Annotated in this window: 15 protein-coding genes; 7 read left to right on the forward strand and 8 right to left on the reverse strand. The window is 66.1% G+C overall.

Features of this window, described 5'->3' with window-relative positions:
• Window positions 1-60 precede the first annotated feature (60 nt).
• Complete coding sequence (gene typA / locus MF609_RS13230; RefSeq protein ID WP_242416762.1) at window positions 61-1902, forward strand: translational GTPase TypA; 1842 nt, start codon at window positions 61-63, stop codon at window positions 1900-1902.
• Window positions 1903-2195: 293 nt separating this feature from the next.
• Here typA and MF609_RS13235 read toward each other — a convergent pair whose 3' ends face one another.
• Both MF609_RS13235 and chrA read right to left on the reverse strand, forming a co-directional pair.
• Window positions 2196-2687 carry a TlpA family protein disulfide reductase gene (locus MF609_RS13235; RefSeq protein WP_242416763.1) on the reverse strand — a complete coding sequence of 164 codons (492 nt, stop codon included), beginning with the start codon at window positions 2685-2687 and terminating at the stop codon, window positions 2196-2198.
• A gap of 58 nt (window positions 2688-2745) precedes the next feature.
• A complete protein-coding gene (gene chrA / locus MF609_RS13240; RefSeq protein WP_242416764.1) occupies window positions 2746-3924 on the reverse strand; it encodes a chromate efflux transporter in 1179 nt (392 codons plus the stop codon).
• A 169-nt stretch (window positions 3925-4093) separates the two neighbouring features.
• Between chrA and polA the strand changes: the two genes are divergently transcribed.
• Window positions 4094-6853, forward strand: a complete 2760-nt coding sequence (gene polA, locus MF609_RS13245) for a DNA polymerase I (protein ID WP_242416854.1) — start codon at window positions 4094-4096, stop codon at window positions 6851-6853.
• Window positions 6854-6930: 77 nt separating this feature from the next.
• Window positions 6931-7500: a hypothetical protein gene (locus tag MF609_RS13250; protein ID WP_242416765.1), complete on the forward strand. Its 570-nt coding sequence runs from the start codon at window positions 6931-6933 to the stop codon at window positions 7498-7500.
• Window positions 7501-7574: 74 nt separating this feature from the next.
• Here the strand turns inward: MF609_RS13250 and MF609_RS13255 are convergent, their stop codons facing one another.
• Window positions 7575-7964 carry a DUF305 domain-containing protein gene (locus MF609_RS13255; RefSeq protein ID WP_242416766.1) on the reverse strand — a complete coding sequence of 130 codons (390 nt, stop codon included), beginning with the start codon at window positions 7962-7964 and terminating at the stop codon, window positions 7575-7577.
• 167 nt (window positions 7965-8131) lie between these two features.
• On the opposite strand from MF609_RS13255, the gene MF609_RS13260 reads away from it, so the two are divergent.
• A complete protein-coding gene (locus MF609_RS13260) occupies window positions 8132-9658 on the forward strand; it encodes a lipopolysaccharide biosynthesis protein (protein ID WP_242416767.1) in 1527 nt (508 codons plus the stop codon).
• A 5-nt stretch (window positions 9659-9663) separates the two neighbouring features.
• Here MF609_RS13260 and MF609_RS13265 read toward each other — a convergent pair whose 3' ends face one another.
• The 5 genes from MF609_RS13265 to MF609_RS13285 form a co-directional block, all read right to left on the reverse strand.
• A complete protein-coding gene (locus MF609_RS13265; protein ID WP_242416768.1) occupies window positions 9664-10764 on the reverse strand; it encodes an acyltransferase family protein in 1101 nt (366 codons plus the stop codon).
• 5 nt (window positions 10765-10769) lie between these two features.
• Window positions 10770-11522: a GDSL-type esterase/lipase family protein gene (locus tag MF609_RS13270; RefSeq protein WP_242416769.1), complete on the reverse strand. Its 753-nt coding sequence runs from the start codon at window positions 11520-11522 to the stop codon at window positions 10770-10772.
• Between the two features lie 95 nt (window positions 11523-11617).
• On the reverse strand, window positions 11618-13069 hold the full coding sequence (locus tag MF609_RS13275) for an AMP nucleosidase (RefSeq protein WP_242416770.1): 1452 nt from the start codon (window positions 13067-13069) through the stop codon (window positions 11618-11620).
• Window positions 13070-13141: 72 nt separating this feature from the next.
• Window positions 13142-13501 (reverse strand): hypothetical protein, encoded by a 360-nt coding sequence (locus tag MF609_RS13280; RefSeq protein ID WP_242416771.1) that lies wholly within the window; start codon window positions 13499-13501, stop codon window positions 13142-13144.
• A 76-nt stretch (window positions 13502-13577) separates the two neighbouring features.
• Window positions 13578-14060: a peroxiredoxin gene (locus MF609_RS13285; RefSeq protein WP_242416772.1), complete on the reverse strand. Its 483-nt coding sequence runs from the start codon at window positions 14058-14060 to the stop codon at window positions 13578-13580.
• 116 nt (window positions 14061-14176) lie between these two features.
• On the opposite strand from MF609_RS13285, the gene MF609_RS13290 reads away from it, so the two are divergent.
• From MF609_RS13290 to MF609_RS13300, 3 genes are all read left to right on the forward strand, one after another.
• A complete protein-coding gene (locus tag MF609_RS13290; RefSeq protein ID WP_242416855.1) occupies window positions 14177-14737 on the forward strand; it encodes a YqgE/AlgH family protein in 561 nt (186 codons plus the stop codon).
• 109 nt (window positions 14738-14846) lie between these two features.
• On the forward strand, window positions 14847-16256 hold the full coding sequence (gene ahcY, locus MF609_RS13295; RefSeq protein WP_242416773.1) for an adenosylhomocysteinase: 1410 nt from the start codon (window positions 14847-14849) through the stop codon (window positions 16254-16256).
• A gap of 180 nt (window positions 16257-16436) precedes the next feature.
• Entirely contained in the window at window positions 16437-19457 is a 3021-nt protein-coding gene (locus MF609_RS13300) for a TonB-dependent receptor plug domain-containing protein (protein ID WP_242416774.1), read from the forward strand.
• Window positions 19458-19591: the final 134 nt, after the last annotated feature.

Genomic DNA, 19591 nt, shown 5'->3' on the forward strand with positions numbered 1-19591 from the left:
TTCGTGCGAAATACGCTAAGCGCGCGGCCAATTGCACTCCCGCAGTATCCAGGAAATACCATGAGCCTTCGCAACGTGGCGATCATCGCCCACGTCGATCACGGCAAAACCACGCTCGTCGATCAGTTGTTCCGTCAGTCCGGCACGTTCCGCGACAATCAGCGCGTCGAGGAACGCGCGATGGACTCGAACGACCTCGAAAAGGAACGCGGGATCACGATTCTCGCCAAGCCGACCTCGGTCGAATGGGTGCCGCCGGCGGGTGGCGAACCGGTGCGGATCAACATCGTCGACACGCCCGGACACGCCGATTTCGGCGGCGAGGTCGAGCGCATCCTGTCGATGGTCGACGGCGTCGTGCTGCTGGTCGATTCGTCGGAAGGCGCGATGCCGCAGACGAAGTTCGTGACCGGCAAGGCGCTGGCGCTGGGCCTGAAGCCGATCGTCGTCGTCAACAAGGTCGACCGCAGCGACGCGCGTATCCAGGAAGTGCTGGACGAAGTGTTCGACCTGTTCGTGTCGCTGGACGCAAATGACGAACAGCTCGACTTCCCGGTGCTCTATGCATCGGGCCGCAACGGCTATGCCTCGACCGACATGGACGCGCGCGAAGGCACGCTGCAGCCGATGTTCGAGACGATCGTCAGCCACGTCCCGCCGCCCAGCCTCGACGTCGATGCGCCGTTCACCTTCCTGGTGACGTTGCTCGACCGCGACAACTTCCTCGGCCGCATCCTGACCGGCCGCGTCAATTCGGGCACGGTGAAGCTGAACCAGCCGATCCACGCGCTCGACAATGACGGGAACGTCATCGAAACCGGCCGCGCGTCGAAGATCATGGCGTTCCGCGGCCTCGACCGCGTGCCGGTCGAAGAGGCGAAGGCGGGCGACATCATCAGCCTCGCCGGCCTGACCGTCGCGACCGTCGCCAACACCATCTGCGACACGAGCGTCACCGAGCCGCTGCACGCGCAGCCGATCGATCCGCCGACGCTGTCGATGCGCTTTGCGGTGAACGATTCGCCGATGGCGGGTCGCGAGGGCAGCAAGGTCACGTCGCGCATGATCCGCGACCGCCTGTTCCGCGAAGCCGAATCGAACGTCGCCGTGAAGGTGACCGAAGCGTCGGATCGCGACAGCTACGAAGTCGCCGGTCGCGGCGAATTGCAGCTGGGCGTGCTGATCGAAACGATGCGCCGCGAAGGCTTCGAGCTGGGCATCTCGCGTCCGCGCGTGCTGTTCGGCGAGGACGAGAATGGCGGCAAGACCGAGCCGTATGAAACCGTCGTGATCGACGTGGACGAGGAATTTTCGGGCACGGTCGTCGACAAGATGAACCAGCGCAAGGCGGAAATGACCGACATGCGTCCGTCGGGTGGTGGCAAGACGCGCATCACCTTCTCGGCACCGTCGCGCGGCCTGATCGGCTATCACGGCGAATTCCTGTCGGACACGCGCGGCACCGGCATCATGAACCGGCTGTTCGAGAAGTACGGTCCGCACAAGGGCCAGATCGAAGGCCGCAAGAACGGCGTGCTGATCTCGAACGGCGCCGGCGAAGCACAGGGCTATGCGCTGGGTCCGCTCGAAGAGCGCGGCATCCTGTTCGTCGGCCATGGCGAAGCGCTGTATGAAGGCATGATCATCGGCGAGAACGCCAAGACGGACGACCTCGAGGTCAATCCGATGAAGGCGAAGCAGCTGACCAACTTCCGCGCATCGGGCGGCAAGGACGACGCGATCCGCCTGACCCCGCCGAAGAAGATGACGCTGGAACAGGCGATTGCGTATATCGACGATGACGAGATGGTCGAGGTGACGCCGAAGAACATCCGTCTGCGCAAGCGCCATCTCGATCCGCACGAGCGGAAGAAGGCATCGCGCGCGAAGGCGGCTGCCTGAGCGAGCGAGCCGGGCAGGCGGACCGGGCAATGGCGTAGCGTCAGCTACGCCGAGCGGAACAAGGTCCGCCCGGCCGGCCTTGCGGACAGCAAGGACCGACGACGTGGCTTCGCCACGTCGGGCCACTGAAACGAGAGCGGCCCCGGAAGCGATTCCGGGGCCGTTTTCCGAACAAGATGCTTATCCCGTCATCCCGGACATCGTCGTGCTCGCGACTCTCACATCGGTCGAGAAGAAGCGGGCCCCCGGATCAAGTCCGGGGTGGCGAGTGGGATAGCCCGACCGCTACCTCATCAACTTGCCGGCACCCGTTCGTTCAACAACGGGATCAGCTCGCGATTGAGGTCGTCGAGGTCCATCGCGCCCGCCTTGGCGTATCGCACGATGCCGCGCCGATCGATGATGTAGTTGGTCGGCACGGCCGGCACCTCGCGCGAAATGCCCCTGATCCCCTTGGCCGGGGTGATCGCGAGCGCGGCGAACAGCGCCTTCATCTTGTAGATCGGCACCGACCCTTCGGTCGTGACCGCGAAGACGCGCGCGCCATGCTTGCTGATCTTGCGATAATAGGCGTCGAGCAGCGGCAGTTCGGCGCGACACGGTACGCACCACGTCGCCCAGAAATTGACGAGAATCACCTCGCCGCGATGCTCGGCGATGGTCGTCTTCGTCCCATCGGCCAGCGTCAGTTCGATCGGCGGCGCGGGCTGTCCGACCTTCAGTTCCTTCGCGGCGGCAGGCATGGTCGCCAGCAACGCGGCCAGCGGCAGAATCCAGTTGCGCATCGATTGTTTCTCCCCCGTGGCACAATCTTCTCCGCGCCGCTCCCGCCGTCAAGCGGTGCTACAACGCCGCCCATCCGACCACCGCACCCAGACCGACGATGACCGGCGTCACCCAGCCGCCCCTCAACCGCCACGCCATTGACAGTGCCACGGCGAACAGCGCGACGGCGACGAGCCGCGCTTCCACCCGCCCGCCGGTCGCCAGCGCCAGCTGCACGAAGGTCGCAGCGATGATGCCGACGACCGCCGCCGCGACGCCGGTCAGCGCGTGGCGGAGCGAGGGGGCGTCGACGATCCGTTCCAGCCGTTCGAAGAAGATCAGCGAGAAGGCGAAGGCCGGCAGGAACATGCCGAGCGTGATCGCGAGCGCGCCAGTGAGGCCGCCGGCGACATAGCCGACGAAGGTCGCGAAGATGACGAGCGGCGCGGGGATGACGTTGGCGAAGGCGACCCCGTCGAGGAACGCGGCATCGCCGATCCAGCCGCGCCCGACCGTATCGGCGCGGACATAGGGAATGGCGGTATAGGCCCCGCCGAAGGTCAGCAGCCCGCCCTTCAATCCGGCGACGAACAGGGCGAGCACCGTCAGCGGCGCTGCCGCCGTTGCGACCGGGGCCGATGTGGAGATCGACAGTGCGGCGACGGCGCCGGCGATGCCGGTCAGGCCGATCGTGATGGCTGCGACCGGCCGATCCTTCGCCGCATGGATGCCGCCGCCGACCAGCAACGGTATCCAGAACGGGACGCCCGCCAACGTCGCCGCTGCCGCAGCCAATGCGATAACGGCCAGCGACCGGTCCTCGACGACATGCTGACCGATCCGCACGACCGCGCGCAGGATCACGGCGAGGATCGCAACCTGGATGCCGAGCAACAGGCCGCCGAGCGCAACGCTGCCCTGTACGATGGTGACGTACAGCCAGCCGACGAGCAGCATCAGGCAGAAGCCGGGCAGCATGAAGCCGAGGCCGGCGAGCAGTCCGCCGATCCGGCCGCGCGCCAGCACGCCGAAATGGACGCAGAGTTCGTGCGCCTCCGGCCCCGGCAGAATCTGCAACACGGCCAGCAGCCGGTTGAACCGTGCCTTGTCGATCCAGCGTTCCTCTTCGACCAGCGATTGTCGCAGCATCGCGATCTGGGCGACCGGCCCGCCAAAGGCGAGGCAGCCGAAGCGCAGGAATTTGCCGAACAGCGCGATCAGGCCGATGGCCGGGGGACGGGATGGGGCAGGGTCCATGGGCACGCTCCTATGGGCCGCGATCCGCGGCCGATGGAGCGGAACTTGGGTGGCTATCCACCTGAACGGGCGTCCGCATCGGCCCGTTGCCGAAATCTGGCCCGCGCCACCGTGCGAAGTCAAGCCGGACCCCCTCGCGCCCGCCCGCCCGCGCTGCTATCTGCGGGCGATGCCCCATCTCTATCTCGTCGACGGCTCCGGCTATATCTTTCGCGCCTATCACCGGCTGCCGCCGCTGACCAACGTCCATGGCGAGCCGGTGGGCGCGGTCTATGGCTATACGTCGATGCTGTGGAAGCTGGCCGATGCGCTGCACAAGGCGGACGGGCCGACGCACATGGCGGTCATCCTCGACAAGTCGTCGAAGACGTTCCGCAACGACCTGTACGACCAGTATAAGGCGCATCGACCGCCGCCGCCCGAAGACCTGGTGCCGCAATTCCCGATGATCCGCGACGCGACGCGGGCGTTCAGCCTGCCGTGCATCGAGGAAGCGGGGCTGGAGGCCGACGACATCATCGCCTGCTATACCCAGGCGGCGCTGGCGCAGGGTTGGGCGGTGACGATCGTCAGCGCCGACAAGGACCTGATGCAGCTGATGACCGATCCGTCGGTCGACATGCTCGACACGATGAACAACCGGACGCTGGGGCCGGAACATGTGGTCGAGAAGTTCGGCGTGACGCCGGACAAGCTGGGCGATGTGCTGGCGCTGATGGGCGACAGCGTCGATAACGTCCCCGGCGTACCGGGCGTCGGGCCGAAGACGGCGGCCAAGCTCATCAACGAGCATGGCAATCTGGAGGCGGTGCTGGCCGCCGCGCCGGAGATGAAGAAGGGTAAGCTGCGCGACAATCTGATCGAGCATGCCGACAATGCCCGGCTGTCGAAGGTGCTGGTGACGCTGAAATGCGACGGCGGCCTGCCCGAACCGCTCGACGCGCTGGAACTGCAGGGGATTCCGGAGGCGCCACTGCGCGCGTTCCTCGAACATCACGGGTTCCGTACGCTGCTCAACAAGCTCGGCAGCGTTGCCGAAGCGCCGGCCGAGGCCCCGGCCGCGCCGGTGGCGCAGGACGACGAACCGGCTTGCGACCATGATGGCTATGAGACGGTCGTGACGCAGGAGGCGCTCGACCGCTGGGTGGCCGAAGCGCGGGCGCAGGGCTGGGTCGCGATCGATACCGAGACGACCGGGCTGGACGCGACCCGTGCCGAACTGGTGGGCGTCAGTATGGCGCTGGCCCCGAACCGGGCGTGCTATGTGCCGATCGGCCATGGCGGGACCGACATGTTCGCCGAAAAGCCGGAACAGTTGCCGCGCGAGGCGGTGCTGGCGACGCTCAAGCCGCTGTTCGAGGACGAAGCCGTCCTGAAGATCGGCCATAATCTGAAATACGACATGATCGTGCTGGCGCGCGCCGGGCTGAGCGTCGCGCCCTATGACGACACCATCGTCATGAGCTTCGCGCTCGACGCCGGGTTGCACGGGCATGGCATGGACGAGCTGGCGGCGACCCACCTCCAGCATAGCTGCATCGCGTACAAGGACGTGGTGGGCACGGGGAAGAAGCAGGTCGGCTTCGGCGAGATCGACCTCAAGACCGCCACCCGCTACGCCGCCGAGGATGCCGATGTGACATTGCGGCTGTGGCGGCGGTTCAAGCCGCGCCTGCCCTATGAGCAGGCGACGCGGGTCTATGAGATGGTCGACCGGCCGCTGGTGCGCGTGATCGCCGACATGGAGCAGGCCGGGATCAAGGTCGATGCCGGCGTGCTGGCCAAGCTGTCGGAGGATTTTTCCGCCCGCATCGCCGCGCTGGAAACCGAAATCCACGAACTGGCGGGGACGAAGTTCACCATCGGCAGCCCGAAGCAGCTGGGCGACGTGCTGTTCGTGACCTTGGGGATCAAGGGCGGGCGCAAGGGCAAGTCGGGCGTCTATTCGACCGACGTCAACGAGCTGGAGCGGATCGCCGCCGACAAGGATTCACCCGGCGCGGCGATCGCGGCGAAGGTGCTCGACTGGCGGCAGCTGTCGAAGCTGAAAAGCACCTATACCGATGCGTTGCAGGCGCAGATCAACCCGGCGACCGGGCGGGTGCATACCAGCTACAGCCTGACCGGTGCGCAGACCGGGCGGCTGTCGTCGACCGATCCGAACCTGCAGAACATCCCCATCCGCACCGAGGTCGGCCGGCAGATTCGCGACGCGTTCGTGGCGGAACCGGGCAACGTGATCCTCGCCGCCGACTATTCGCAGATCGAGCTGCGGCTGGCGGCGCATATCGCCGACGTACCGCAGCTGCGCGAGGCGTTCGAACGCGGCGACGACATCCACAGCATCACCGCGCAGGAACTGTTCGGCGAGGTGAACCGCGACACGCGCGGGCGGGCCAAGACGATCAACTTCGCGATCCTCTACGGCATCAGTCGCTGGGGGCTGGCCGGGCGGCTGGACGTCAGTGCCGACGAGGCGCAGGCGATGATCGACCGCTATTTCGACCGCTTCCCCGGCATCAACCGCTATATCGCCGAGACGACGCAGAGTGTCAGGACGACCGGCTTCACCACGACCTTGTTCGGACGCAAGACGCATTTCCCGCGCATCCAGTCGAAGGTGCAGCATGAACGGCAGGGTGCCGAACGCGCGGCGATCAACGCCCCGATCCAGGGGACGAGCGCCGACATCATCAAGCGGGCGATGGCGCGGATGGGGCCGGCACTGGCCGAGGCGGGCCTCTCCGAGGTGCGGATGCTGTTGCAGGTGCACGACGAACTGGTGTTCGAACTGCCCGAGGGACTGGTCGAGGCGGCGACGCCGGTCATCCGCCGGGTAATGGAGACGGCGGCCGAACCGGTGGTGCAGCTGTCGGTCCCGCTGGGCGTGGAGATCGGGACGGGCAAGAGCTGGGGCGCGGCGCATTGATCCTGGCCGTCCTCCTGCTGCAAGCGGCGCCGACCGTTGCGGCGGTCGACCGGTTGCCGCCAGCGGAGGCCGGGACGGTGGTGCTGCGTGGCAAGACGCACGGGCCGGTCGAGGCGGTTGAGGTGGTGCCACTGGGGCATATGGCCCCGCCCGGCTTCGTCGAGCGTGATCTGGTCGAGCGGCCGGTGCCCACCGACGGCGGTTGTGTCCGCAGACGGTGGCGAGCCAGCTTTCGGTCACCGACGCTCGAACGGGACGGGCCGTTCGTCCTCGATTCCGTCTATGCGATGACGGAGGTCGCTTTGACCGCGACGGCGACATGCCCGACATCGGATTACGTGCATCTGAACCCTGGCATCGAACCGGGGAAGGGATTGGCGACGTTGTTGCGTGCCGACGGCATCCGAACCGGTCGCATCCGGGTCGCCTTCGGCTGCAAGGACCATATCGGAGATGCCGGCTTTTGCCGGAACCGGGCCTCTATCCTGAGGGAGCTTCGAACCCGGCGACCATGGATCATGACGTGGGAGGATGGCAGGTTGGCCGTTTCGATGAAAGGGCGAACGCCGGGCATCGTTACGCTGCGGCTCGATCCGCATGCACCGGACCGCGTGAACGTCGTAAAGGCCGTTCCGGCGCCCTTCTGACGCTGCGCTCACCTGACCCGATCAGTGCTCCATCGAAGGTTGCAGGCTCGCGCGGCGTTTTGGCCTGATGTTGCCTACGGCCCTTTCGCCCGCAGCCACGCATCGATCTGTCCGATCTCCTTCTGCTGCGTATCGATCACCGCCTGCGCCAGCGCGCGGGCTTCGGCGTCCTTGCCATGGGTCAGTTCGGTGCGGGCCATCGCCACTGCCGCGACGTGGTGGACGCGCATCTGCTGCATGAAATCGACATCGGCGTCGCCGGTATAGGGCGGGGCCTTGGTCATCATGTCGGCCATCGATTGCTTGAACCCGCGCGTCGCATCGGAGTGGCCGGCCATCGGCGTCGTCATCGCATCGTGCGACATGCCGCCATGGGCGTTGTCGGCGGCGGTGTTGCCGGGGGCGGGCTGCTGCGAACAGGCGGCCAGCAGGCCCAGTCCGAGGATCGTTGCGAACGCCTTCATCGATCGTCTCCATCTTTCGTCGGTGATCGAAGGCGCGGGGCGGCGGTTCGTTCCCGGCGGCAACCGTTGCCCGCAAGCCGCACCCCGCGGCCAAAGCGTAAACGGGGGCTATGGGGAGCGGACGCGCTGGCGTAAGGAGCCGCGATGATCGATCCTTCGCGCGCCGCATGACCGGCGCGCCGACCCCGCCGTCCGACGACATCGCCGCCCTGGCCAAGGGCGGGCGGACCAACGTGTTCGGCTTCGTCCTGCGGCTCGTCGCGCGGCTGCCGTTCCTGTTCATTGCCGGGCGCATCTATGGCCCGGAGATCGTCGGGCGGTTCGCGCTGGCGGTGCTGGTCGTCGAACTGGCGGCGCTGGTCGCCACGCTGGGGCTGAAGCGGGGGCTGGCGCAGGCGCTGTCGTCGACCGACCGGCCGCACGCGCATGTGGTGTGGGACGCGCTGGCGGTCGCGTTCATCCTGTCGGTCGCGGCCAGCGCCGTGCTGTTCGTGTTCCCGCAGGTGATGTACCCGAATAGCGAGGTGATCGGGTTCGAACGCCTGCTGCCGCTGATCGTGTTCGCGATCGCTTGGTCGGACGTCAGCCTGGCCGCGCTCGCCTATCGGTTGAACGTGAAGGCGGCGGTGACCGCGCGGGCGGTGGTGGAGCCGTGGACGATCTCGATCGCGGCATGGGCGCTCAGCTATTATTCGACGCGCGACGGGCTGATCATGTCCTATGTGCTGGCGATGGCGGCGGCGCTGGTGGCGTCGATCGTGCCGTTCATCCGCAGCTATGGCCTGCCCTATGGCTGGTCGCCGCACCTGCGCCCGATGCTGGCGCTGGTGAAGCGCAACATGCCGCTGGCCGGGGCGGACGCGATCGAATGGGGCACGCGCAACGTCGACCGCTTCATCCTGGGGCTGCTGTTCGGGCCGGCGATCGTCGGCATCTATTACATGGCGCAGCAGGTCGCGTCGCTGCCGCAGAAGCTGAAGACCAGTTTCGATCCCGTGCTGGGGCCGGTCATCACGCAGAGCCTGGCGGCGGACGACAAGGGTGCGGTCGCGCGGCAGGTGCGGCAGGTGGGGTTCTGGATCATCACCGCACAGGCGGCGCTGGCGCTGGCGGGCAGCATCCCGGCGGCGGGGGTGATGGGCGTGGTCGGACGCGAATTCGTCAGCGGCGCGGCAGCGCTGTCGTTCCTGCTGGTCGCCGAAGTGCTGGCGGCGAAGGGCGCGGTGTCCGAAGCGGCGCTGGTCTATGTCGCGCGGCATCGCAACCTGATGATCTCGATCGGGCTGTTGAGCTTTCAGGTGGTGTCGAGCTTTGCACTGGTGTTCGCGATGCGGGCAATGGGCCTGCCGCAAAATTACGCGGCGACGGGGCCGGCGATGGCACTGTGCCTGTCGGTCGCGCTGGGATCGGTTCTGAAGTCGGGACTGTTGTCGAAGCTGCTGGGGGTCAGCGTTCGCGATTTCCGGCCGGCGTTCCTGTGGGCGGTGCTGGCGGCGACGGTCGTCGGGGTGGCGATCATGGAACTGCCCAAGCGGTTCGAATGGGCCGAGATGCTGTTCGGCATCCCGATCATCCTCGCCACCTATTTCGCGATCCTGTGGCGCTGGGCCTTTCGTCCGGAGGACAAGGCGCTGTTCCACAAGAGTGCGGCGGCGAGCGAGGCGCATCTGCCGACGGATCGCTACAAGGTCTGATCGGGTCAGGCCGTGCGGGGCAGGATTCCGAACGACGGGCGGGGCGCGCCGTTGAACAGCCATAACAGGAACGGCGAGCGCGCCACGACACGCGTGTGAAAGGCGTAGGACAGGATCGCGGCAACCGACACGACGAAGGCGAAAGTCAGATAATCATTGCCGAGGATGTCGCCCGCCAGCGCCTGCAACAGCTTCACGATCGGGAAATGGACGACGTAGATCGTTAGCGACGCATCGGCGATACGGCGCAGCGGTCGCGATATCCGGCGGATGGTCAGCGCCGACCGCAGGATCAGCAGCGCACTCGTCCCCGGCAGCACCGCGCGCGCCACCAGCGACAGTTGCGGAACGCCAACGCCGGTCGCGGTCCCGCTGACCCATGCGGCACCGCAATCGAGCAGCAGCATCGTACCGGCGAGCAGCGCGAGGATGCGCCAGTGCCCGACCATGCGGTTGGTCAGCAGCCCATCCCGGCCGAGCAGGATGCCGGTGGCGTATAGCGGGGCATAGCCGAGGATCTGGGGCAGGTTGCTCGCCACGGTCGGCCCGTCGCCCGGTACGATCGCCGCCAGCCGGACTCCCAGGGTCATCGATGCCAGCGAAACGACCAGCATCGCCAGCAGGACGCGGGCCTGCCGTGCGGCGTCGGTCGCCGCGTTGCCCGTCAGCCATGCGGTCACCCGCGCATGGGCGTGCCCGAACGCCAGCAGCGACGCGATCGGCAGGTAGAGGATCAGGGCGAGGAGGAACCAGAGATGGTACCAGTTGAACCCCAGGCTGGCGATGGACGGCGCGGTCGTCGCGAAATGCAGCCGCAGGGCGATCATCGTCGGGACCGTCAGCAGCAGCCCGGTCAGGAGCGGCATCGCCAGCATCTGGAACCGGGCGCGCAGCCATTGGCGGCGGTGGCGGCGCGATGCGACGAAGCCGCACAGGAAACCGGCGATCATCATGAACGCCCCCATGCGGACATGGGTCGACACATAGCCGATCACCACGAACAGCGGCGCATGGGAACCTTCGGGCAGCGCGTGGAGCAGGATGCCGAACAGCATCAGGCCGGCACGCCATGCATCGACCCCGACAAGGCGTTGCGGCGGTTCCACCGGGGTCAGCTATGCTTCGATTCGCGCTGGCAATATCGGACCAGCGATGCCGGCAGATCGGTGGCGAGGCTGCGGTGCAGCGCGTCGCTGAAGATCGCATAGCCGCCGGCGTTCAGGTGCAGCCCGTCGACTTCGTAGAACGGCCCCGGGCGGCCGTCGACCAGGAACCGGTCGCGGACGTCGACATAGATCAGGTCGGCATCGCGCGCCGCCATCGCCCGTACGATCGCGTCGAACGCCGTCTGCTTGTCGGCGATCGACCAGCGGGCGGGGGACGGTTTGACCGAGACGAAGAACACCGGCGTCGTACCCAGACGCTTGCGCTTATACGCCATGAAGTCGGCAAAGGCCGATGCGGTGGCATCGACCGACACGCCGAACGCGAGGTCGTTTTCGCCGGCATAGAAGACGATCGCGCGCGGCGGCTGGGGGCGGCGTTCGTTCAGGAAGCGCGTGGTCAGTTCGGCCAGCGTCGCGCCGCCGATCGCGCGGTTGTGCGTCGTCCAGGGCAGCATGTCTTGTTGCATGCTGTTCCAGCGTGCCATCGTCGAACTGCCGACGAACCATACCGCGCATTCGTCCTGCCGGACTTCGTTGGGCAGCGGCAGCGAATTGGTGAACGCCTGCTGCTCGCGTGCCTTGCTATAGCCCCAGGCGAAGATGATCGCGCCGAACACGCCGAGGGCGACCAGCGCCTTGAACAGCGTCAGTGCGATCTCGCGCAACGTGGTGGTGAGATTGCCGGTCGGGATGGGCACGCCGTGGTCGTTCCTTTCGCGACCACGGCTTAGCGGGCAAAAGTTACCCGGTATTCAACGGGATGACCGTTCGTCCTGTCCGCCCGGTCGTGCGCTTAGCGGAACGGCGGTTCGTTGAACGCGCGCAGCTTGCGACTGTGCAGCCGGGCGCCTTCCTGCCGCAGCTGCTCGCACGCTTCGATGCCGATGCGCATATGTTCGTTGATCGCGCGTTCGTAGAAGCGGTTGGCCTGCCCCGGCAGCTTCAATTCGCCATGCAGCGGCTTGTCCGATACGCACAGCAGCGTGCCATAGGGGACGCGGAAGCGATATCCCTGTGCGGCGATGGTCGCCGATTCCATGTCGATTCCGACCGCGCGGCTGAGCGAGAAACGCAGCGCCGAACGGCTGAAGCGCAATTCCCAGTTGCGGTCGTCGGTGGTGACGATGGTGCCGGTGCGCAGCCGGTTCTTCAGCTCGTCGCCCGACTGGCCCGACACGATCTCCGCCGCGCGTGCCATGGCGACCTGCACTTCGGCGATCGCCGGCACCGGGATTTCGGGCGGCAGCACGTCGTCCAGCACATGGTCGTCGCGCAGATAGGCATGGGCCAGCACATAGTCGCCGATCCGCTGGCTGGGGCGCAGGCCGCCGCAGTGCCCGATCATCAGCCACGCCTCGGGCCGCATGACGGCGAGGTGATCGCAGATCGTCTTCGCGTTCGACGGGCCGACGCCGATATTGACCAGGGTGATGCCGGTGCCGTCGGGCGCAACCAGATGATAGGCCGGCATCTGGTGCCGCCGCCACGCGCTGTCACTGACCATCCGTTCGGCATCGTCGCCGGCGGTCGCCAGCACGCCGCCGGCCCCCGACAGCGCGGTATAGCGGCTGGGGGTGCCATCGGCGGCGGGCTTCAGCTGTTCCCCGGCCCAGCGGACGAATTCGTCGACATAGCGGTGATAGTTGGTGAAGAGGACGTACTGCTGGATATGCTCCGGCGGGGTGCCGGTATAATGCCGCAATCGTGCCAGCGAGAAATCGGTGCGCAGCCCGTCGAACAGCGCCAGCGGGCGATGGTCGTCATGGCTGACCCACAGGCCGTCGGCAATCTCGTCACCGATATGCGCCAGCTCGGTCGCCGGGAAATAGCGGGCGAGTTCGGTCGCCGAAACCGCGTCGAGGCTGAGCGCATGGCCCGCGTCGAGGACATAGGGAAACGGGATTTCCTGCCGCCCGGCCACTGCCTCGACCGTCACGTCGTGGTTGGCGATCAGCAGGTCGAGCTGTTCGGTCAGGTAGGCGGCGAACATCGCCGGCTTGGTCACGCTGATGCGATATTCGCCGGGCGTCGTCAGCCGGCCATAGGCGCGCGACGGCGTCGGCCGTTCGCCGCTGCCGCGATAGGTCAGACGGATTTCGGGATAGGCGAACGACCCGTCGACCCGCGCGGACGAGGGCGGAGGCGTGCCGTCGGTGAGGTAGAGGTCCAGGGCGGCGCGAAGGCGCGCGACCGAGGCGGTGTAGAGCCGATCGAGTTCGGCGACGATCTGGGAAGCCTGCGTCATCGACCGTGGCTAAGGCGGCTTGGCCTACAACGCAAGCCCCCGGCGCATGGGTCACGCGCCGGGGATGCAAGCTCAGGTGGCCGAGGGCGGCACCTTCGGCAGGGCGTCTGCTTCACGCTTCTTTTCGATCAGCTTCGATGCGCCGAATGCGGCACCGGCGATGGCGGCGGCGGCACCGGCAACGATCGCGGCGGTCGCGCCCGGATGCGCCTTCACGGTTTCGGCGGTCGACTTGGCGGCGCTGGTTACGGCGTCGCGCGACTTGGCGGCCGCATCGGCTACGGCATCGCGCGACTTCGCGGCGGCGTCGCTCACGCTGTCCTTGGCCGAGGCATAGGTCGCCGACGCCTTTTCAGCGAGCGTGCCCGAAGTTTCGGCGACGTCGTTCGCGATGTTCTTCGTCGCGTCGTTGGTGATCGTCGTGTTGGTCATGACGTTCCCTTTCCTGATCGATATGGGTGCGTAACTACCGACTAACTCGAACGGTGGTCGGGGGTTCCGTTGCGTGTCAGATCGACGCCAGCAGATTCTCGGCCGAGCTGACCTTGAACTCACCGGGTGCCTCGACATGCAGCGCCTCGACCACGCCGTCGTTGACCAGCATCGCATAACGCTGCGACCGGGTGCCCATGCCATAGGCGGAACCGTCCATGGTCAGGCCGATCGCCTTGGCGAAATCGGCATTGCCGTCGGCCAGCATCGTCACCTTGTCGCCCGTATCGCCGGACTTGGCCCATGCCGACAGGACGAAGGCGTCGTTGACCGAAGTGCAGGCGATCTCGTCCACGCCCTTGTCGCGAAACGCCTGTGCCTGTTCGACATAGCCCGGCAGGTGGCGCGCCGAGCAGGTGGGGGTGAAGGCGCCAGGCACCGCGAACAGCGCGACGCGCCGTCCGGCGAAGAAATCCTCGGTCGATACCTGGTCCGGCCCGTCGGGCGTGACCTTGGCGAGCTTGGCAGGGGGCAGGCGGTCGCCGACCTTGATCGTCATGATATTCTCCGCTTCGGGTCCGGCGCGTCGCGCGCGCCACCATGCAGCGTGGGTGCGCGGATGGTCCTTTTCAACCATGGCGCTCCGATACGCGGGGGGCTAGCGTCGCCATCATGATCGAACAGACGCGATTCCTTGCCGGACAAATCCTGCTCGCCATGCCCGGCATCGGCGACCGGCGTTTCGACCATGCCGTCATCGCGATGTGTACCCATGACGAGGACGGGGCGATGGGCGTCGGCATCGGCGATACGATCGACGGGCTGGGGCTGCATGCGCTGCTGAAACAGCTCGACATCGAACCCGGCGATGCGCCCGATGCGCCGATCCATCTGGGTGGCCCGGTCGAGACGCGGCGCGGCTTCGTGCTGCATGACGACAGCTGGTCCGGGCAGGACACGATCGACGTGGCCGGCAAATGGGCGTTGTCGGGATCGATCGACGTGCTGCGCGCGATCGCGGCGGGTACCGGACCGGTGCGCTATCTGATCGCCCTTGGCTATGCCGGCTGGGAGGCGGGGCAGCTTGAGAGCGAATTGTCGCGGCATGGCTGGATGAATGTCGCGGGCGATGGCGCGTTGCTGTTCGACGTGCCGACCGAAGCGCGCTGGCGCGGCGGGTTCGAGACGGCCGGCATCGATCCCCGGCTGCTGGCGCTGGGGGCGGGAACCGCCTGACAACGAGATATAAAGATATCTTTATATAGGATTTGCGTTTCGTCGGGCGGCTGGGTAGAGGCCGACCATCCGCCATGGGTGCGCCCATGGCCCCATGCAGGAGCTGAACATGGCCACCGCCATTGCCGACAAGCAGACCGATTACGTCATCAAGGACATCGGCCTCGCCGATTTCGGTCGCAAGGAAATCGAGATCGCCGAAACCGAAATGCCGGGCCTGATGGCGCTGCGCAGCGAATTCGGCGCGTCGCAGCCGCTGAAGGGCGCGCGCATCACCGGCTCGCTGCACATGACGATCCAGACCGCGGTGCTGATCGAGACGCTGACCGCGCTCGGCGCAGACGTCCGCTGGGCGACCTGCAATATCTTCTCGACGCAGGACCATGCCGCCGCCGCCATCGCCGCTGCGGGCGTGCCGGTGTTCGCGGTGAAGGGTGAGAGCCTGGCCGATTACTGGGACTATGTCGGCGACATCTTCAACTGGGGCGACGAAACCGCCAACATCATCCTCGACGATGGTGGCGATGCCACCATGTTCGCGCTGTGGGGCGCGAAGCTCGAAGCCGGCGCGACGCTTGGCGAGCCGGAGAATGAAGAGGAAGTCGAGTTCCAGCGCGCGCTGAAGGCGTTCATCGCCAAGCGTCCGGGCTATCTGACCGAGACGGTCAAGAACCTGAAGGGCGTGTCGGAAGAGACGACGACCGGCGTCCACCGCCTGTACGAGATCGCGAAGAAGGGCGAACTGCCGTTCCCGGCGATCAACGTCAACGACTCGGTCACCAAGTCGAAGTTCGACAACCTTTATGGCTGCAAGGAATCGCTGGTCGACGCGATCCGTCGCGCCACAGACGTGATGCTGGCCGGCAAGGTCGCCTGCGTCGCGGGCTTCGGTGACGTGGGCAAGGGTTCGGCCCAGTCGCTCCGCAACGGCGGCGCGCGCGTCATGGTCACCGAAATCGATCCGATCTGCGCGCTGCAGGCGGCGATGGAAGGGTTCGAGGTCGTGACGATGGACGAAGCGGTCGAACGCGCCGACATCTTCTGCACCGCGACCGGCAATGCCGACGTCATCACCGCCGAGCATATGGCGAAGATGAAGCCGATGAGCATCGTCTGCAACATCGGCCACTTCGACAGCGAGATCCAGATCGCCGCCCTGTCGAACTATGAATGGGACGAAGTGAAGCCGGGCACCGACCTGGTGAAGTTCCCCGATGGCAAGCAGATCATCGTGCTGGCCAAGGGTCGTCTGGTGAACCTGGGCTGCGCCACCGGCCACCCGTCGTTCGTCATGTCGTCGTCCTTCACCAACCAGGTGCTGGCGCAGATCGAGCTGTGGACCAAGGGCGACGAATACAAGAACGAAGTCTACGTCCTGCCCAAGCACCTCGACGAAAAGGTCGCGGCGCTGCACCTCGAGAAGCTGGGCGTGAAGCTCAGCAAGCTGACCGAAAAGCAGGCGTCGTACATCGGCGTGCCGGTCGAAGGGCCGTTCAAGCCGGATCATTATCGCTACTGATCGTTCGCGCGATCCGAGAGCCGAGGGGGCGGGCATCCGGTTGGATGCCCGCCCTTTTTTGTTGCGCGTTTGCAACGCCTCGCAGCCAAACCGCCCCGGCACCCATTCAATACGTTGCAAATCAAACGGACTGCGTCTCGAAGCAATACATCAGAATGTATTGCTTAAGGGGTCCGTTTCATGAACCAGTCAACGTCGCGTCTGCGTAGCGGTGTCGCACGCAGTGCCGTTGTCATCGCCGCGCTGATGGCGTCGGCATCCGCCGTCGCGCAGACCGCCGCGCCCGGCAACAACGACAACGTCCCGATCCCGGCGGACCCCGCTGCGCAGACGCCTGCGGATGCCAGCAACGGCGAAGAGATCGTCGTCACCGGCACCCGCATCCGGCGACCAGACTTCGAATCGCCCAGCCCCGTCGTCTCGGTGAGCGGCGCCGCGATCCAGCAGGGTGGCAGCACCAATCTGACCGATATCATCGCGCAGATTCCTGCGCTGCAGGGTTCGACCACCTCGGCCGATACGGCGGGCAGCGGCGTCGGCATCGGTCTCTCGGGCCTGAACTTGCTGAACCTGCGTAACCTGGGCGAGGATCGCACGCTGGTGTTGATCGATGGGCGTCGCCAGGTTGCGTCGCTCCCCGGATCGCAGGCGGTCGATGTCAGCACAATTCCGACCGATCTGCTCGAGCGCGTCGACGTGCTGACCGGCGGCGTGTCGGCGGTATATGGCGCGGATGCGGTGACCGGCGTGGTCAATTTCGTCCTGAAACGCAATTTCGAAGGTATTACCGCGCGTGCGCAGGCCGGCATTTCCGAATATGGCGATGCAGGCAAGCGCCTGCTGGCGGTGACCGCCGGCAAGAATTTCGCCGACGGGCGCGGCAACGTGGCGCTCGCCTATGAATATGGCTCGGAAAGCCGGCTGGAATCGCGCGATCGCGCGCGGCTGCGTGGAACTGGGTTCGTCTCGTTCCAGCGCAATCCGAATGATCCGGAGTTCCAGCCGGGCTATACCGGCGGCGCCAGCAACGGCATCCCGGACAATATCCCGACCAACGATGTCCGCTACAACGACACCGCGCGCCAGGGCGGCATCGACGTCGATTTCGACGGCCAGCCCGATTACTTCGTCAACGGCGCCGGTCAGCTGGTTCCGTTCCAGCTCGGCACCGTGCTGCGCCCCGGCTTCTCGCAGGGGGGAAGCGGCACCAGTGTCGCCGATTACCAGAACGACCTGCTGCCGCGTATCGACCGCCATGTCGCGAACCTGATCGCGCATTACGACGTGTCGCCCGCGCTGACGCTGTTCGCGGAAGGCAAGTACGCCCGTAGCAAGTCGTTCACCGTCGGCCAGCCTTCCTTCGACTATTATCTGCTGGCGGAAGACGGCAATCCGTACCTGCCCGCCGGCCTGCCGAATCTGGGCAATGGCGGCGTGCTGATCACCCGCGACAATTTCGACATCGGTCAGCGTGGCGAGACGATCACTCGCGAAACCTATCGCGCGGTCGTCGGTGCGCGCGGCGCGATCAACGACCATGGCAGCTACGAACTGTCCTATGTCTTCGGTCAGTCGGACATCGCCAACCGCTACGTCAACAATACCTATAACGACCGCTTCTTCGCGGCGCTGGATGCGGTGCGCGATCCGTCGAACGGGCAGATCACCTGCCGCGTGAACCTCGATCCGACCTGGACCCCGAACCAGCCCTATGCCAGCCGCACCGTCGTCAACCCGACGACGTTCCGGCCGGGCGAGTGCGTGCCGTTGAACCTGTTCGGCGACGGAGCCCCCAGCCAGGCGGCGCTCGATTTCGTCCGCGCCACCACCACCGACCGTTCGCGTCTGCGCCAGCATGTCGTGTCCGGCTCGGTCTCGGGCGACTTCGGCCAGTTCTTCCGGCTGCCCGGCGGTCCGCTCAATTTCGCACTGGGTGCGGAGTATCGTAAGGAAGAGAGCCGGTTCGTACCCGATGCGATCGCGGCACAGGGCGTGACCTTCACGAACTCGCTGGGCCGGGAAGAAGGCCGGTTCGACGTGAAGGAAGCGTTCGCCGAACTCGACGCGCCGATCCTGAAGGACATGGCCTTCGCCCATCGCCTGAGCGTCGGCGCAGCGATCCGCATCTCGGACTATTCGACGATCGGCCGCACGACGACGTGGAAGGTCAACGGCACCTATGCGCCGGTGCGTGACGTCACGTTGAACGGCACCTATTCGAAGGCGGTTCGCGCGCCGAACATCGGCGAGCTGTTCGCCGGTCAGTCGCAGACCTTCGCCTTCATCACCGACCCGTGCGACAAGGCGGAACTGCAGAACGGCACCGCGACCCGTGCGGCCAATTGCCGTACGCTGCTAAGCGGCCTGGGCGTTGCCGATCCGGCGAACTACGTGGACGCGCGCACGACCAACATCTCCGGCTTCTCGGGTGGCAACCGCGACCTGCGCGAGGAAGAGGCGACGACGTGGACGGCAGGGGCGGTGGTGCAGCCGCGATTCATTCCCGGCCTGTCGCTGCGTGCCGACTGGTATGACATCAACCTGAAGGGCGCGATCAACACCGTCGCGGCGAACGAGGTCGCCCGGTTGTGCGTCGATCAGGCCACGCTGGACAATGTGTTCTGCCGTTCGATCACCCGGACGAACGTTGCCAGCAACACGGCAGCTGTCGGCAACATCACCAGCTTCATCGTCGCGCCGCAGAACGTCGCGCGCTTCAGCACCGCCGGTCTCGACGTGAACATCAACTACGCATTCGACGCGGGGGATGTCGGTCGGTTCAACCTGCGCCTCGTCGGCAACTATCTCGACAAGCTGGAGTTCATCGGTACGCCTGGCGCGCCGGTCACCAACCGTCGTCAGGAATCGGCTTTCCGTGCGCCCAAATACAGCGCCAATGCCGATCTGACCTGGTCGCTGGAGAACGTTACCGTCAACTACGGCGTCAACTTCCTCGACAAGACGCTGCGCTATGCGAACCTGACGAACGAGAGCAACCCGGACGTCGTCGCGCCGGAATACAAGTACATCAAGCAGATGTGGCAGCATGACCTGTACCTCAGTGTCGATGCGACCAACCGCTTCCAATTCTATGGCGGCGTGAACAACCTGTTCGGCCAGAAGCCGGATGTAGCGGATTTGAGCTACATCCAGCAGACGATCGGTCGCTATTTCTTCGCCGGCGCACGGGTGAAGATGTAACGAACCTCGCGACCGGCGGCGGCGATCCGCCGCCGGGATGCGACAAAGGGGCGGTGCCATATGGCACTGCCCCTTTTTTATGCGGGCGCTAACGACTAGGCAGGAGACGTGCCCATTTCCGCCGTTCCATCGTC

This window comes from Sphingomonas panni (assembly GCF_022664435.1).
In the GTDB taxonomy this organism is placed as follows: domain Bacteria; phylum Pseudomonadota; class Alphaproteobacteria; order Sphingomonadales; family Sphingomonadaceae; genus Sphingomonas; species Sphingomonas panni.

Excerpts from the sequence above, each read along its gene's own strand:
- typA (WP_242416762.1), top strand. The coding sequence starts at position 61 with ATGAGCCTTCGCAACGTGGCGATCATCGCCCACGTCGATCACGGCAAA.
- MF609_RS13235 (WP_242416763.1), bottom strand. The coding sequence starts at position 2,687 with ATGCGCAACTGGATTCTGCCGCTGGCCGCGTTGCTGGCGACCATGCCT.
- chrA (WP_242416764.1), bottom strand. The coding sequence starts at position 3,924 with ATGGACCCTGCCCCATCCCGTCCCCCGGCCATCGGCCTGATCGCGCTG.
- polA (WP_242416854.1), top strand. The coding sequence starts at position 4,094 with ATGCCCCATCTCTATCTCGTCGACGGCTCCGGCTATATCTTTCGCGCC.
- MF609_RS13255 (WP_242416766.1), bottom strand. The coding sequence starts at position 7,964 with ATGAAGGCGTTCGCAACGATCCTCGGACTGGGCCTGCTGGCCGCCTGT.
- MF609_RS13260 (WP_242416767.1), top strand. The coding sequence starts at position 8,132 with ATGACCGGCGCGCCGACCCCGCCGTCCGACGACATCGCCGCCCTGGCC.
- MF609_RS13275 (WP_242416770.1), bottom strand. The coding sequence starts at position 13,069 with ATGACGCAGGCTTCCCAGATCGTCGCCGAACTCGATCGGCTCTACACC.
- MF609_RS13280 (WP_242416771.1), bottom strand. The coding sequence starts at position 13,501 with ATGACCAACACGACGATCACCAACGACGCGACGAAGAACATCGCGAAC.
- MF609_RS13285 (WP_242416772.1), bottom strand. The coding sequence starts at position 14,060 with ATGACGATCAAGGTCGGCGACCGCCTGCCCCCTGCCAAGCTCGCCAAG.
- ahcY (WP_242416773.1), top strand. The coding sequence starts at position 14,847 with ATGGCCACCGCCATTGCCGACAAGCAGACCGATTACGTCATCAAGGAC.
- MF609_RS13300 (WP_242416774.1), top strand. The coding sequence starts at position 16,437 with ATGAACCAGTCAACGTCGCGTCTGCGTAGCGGTGTCGCACGCAGTGCC.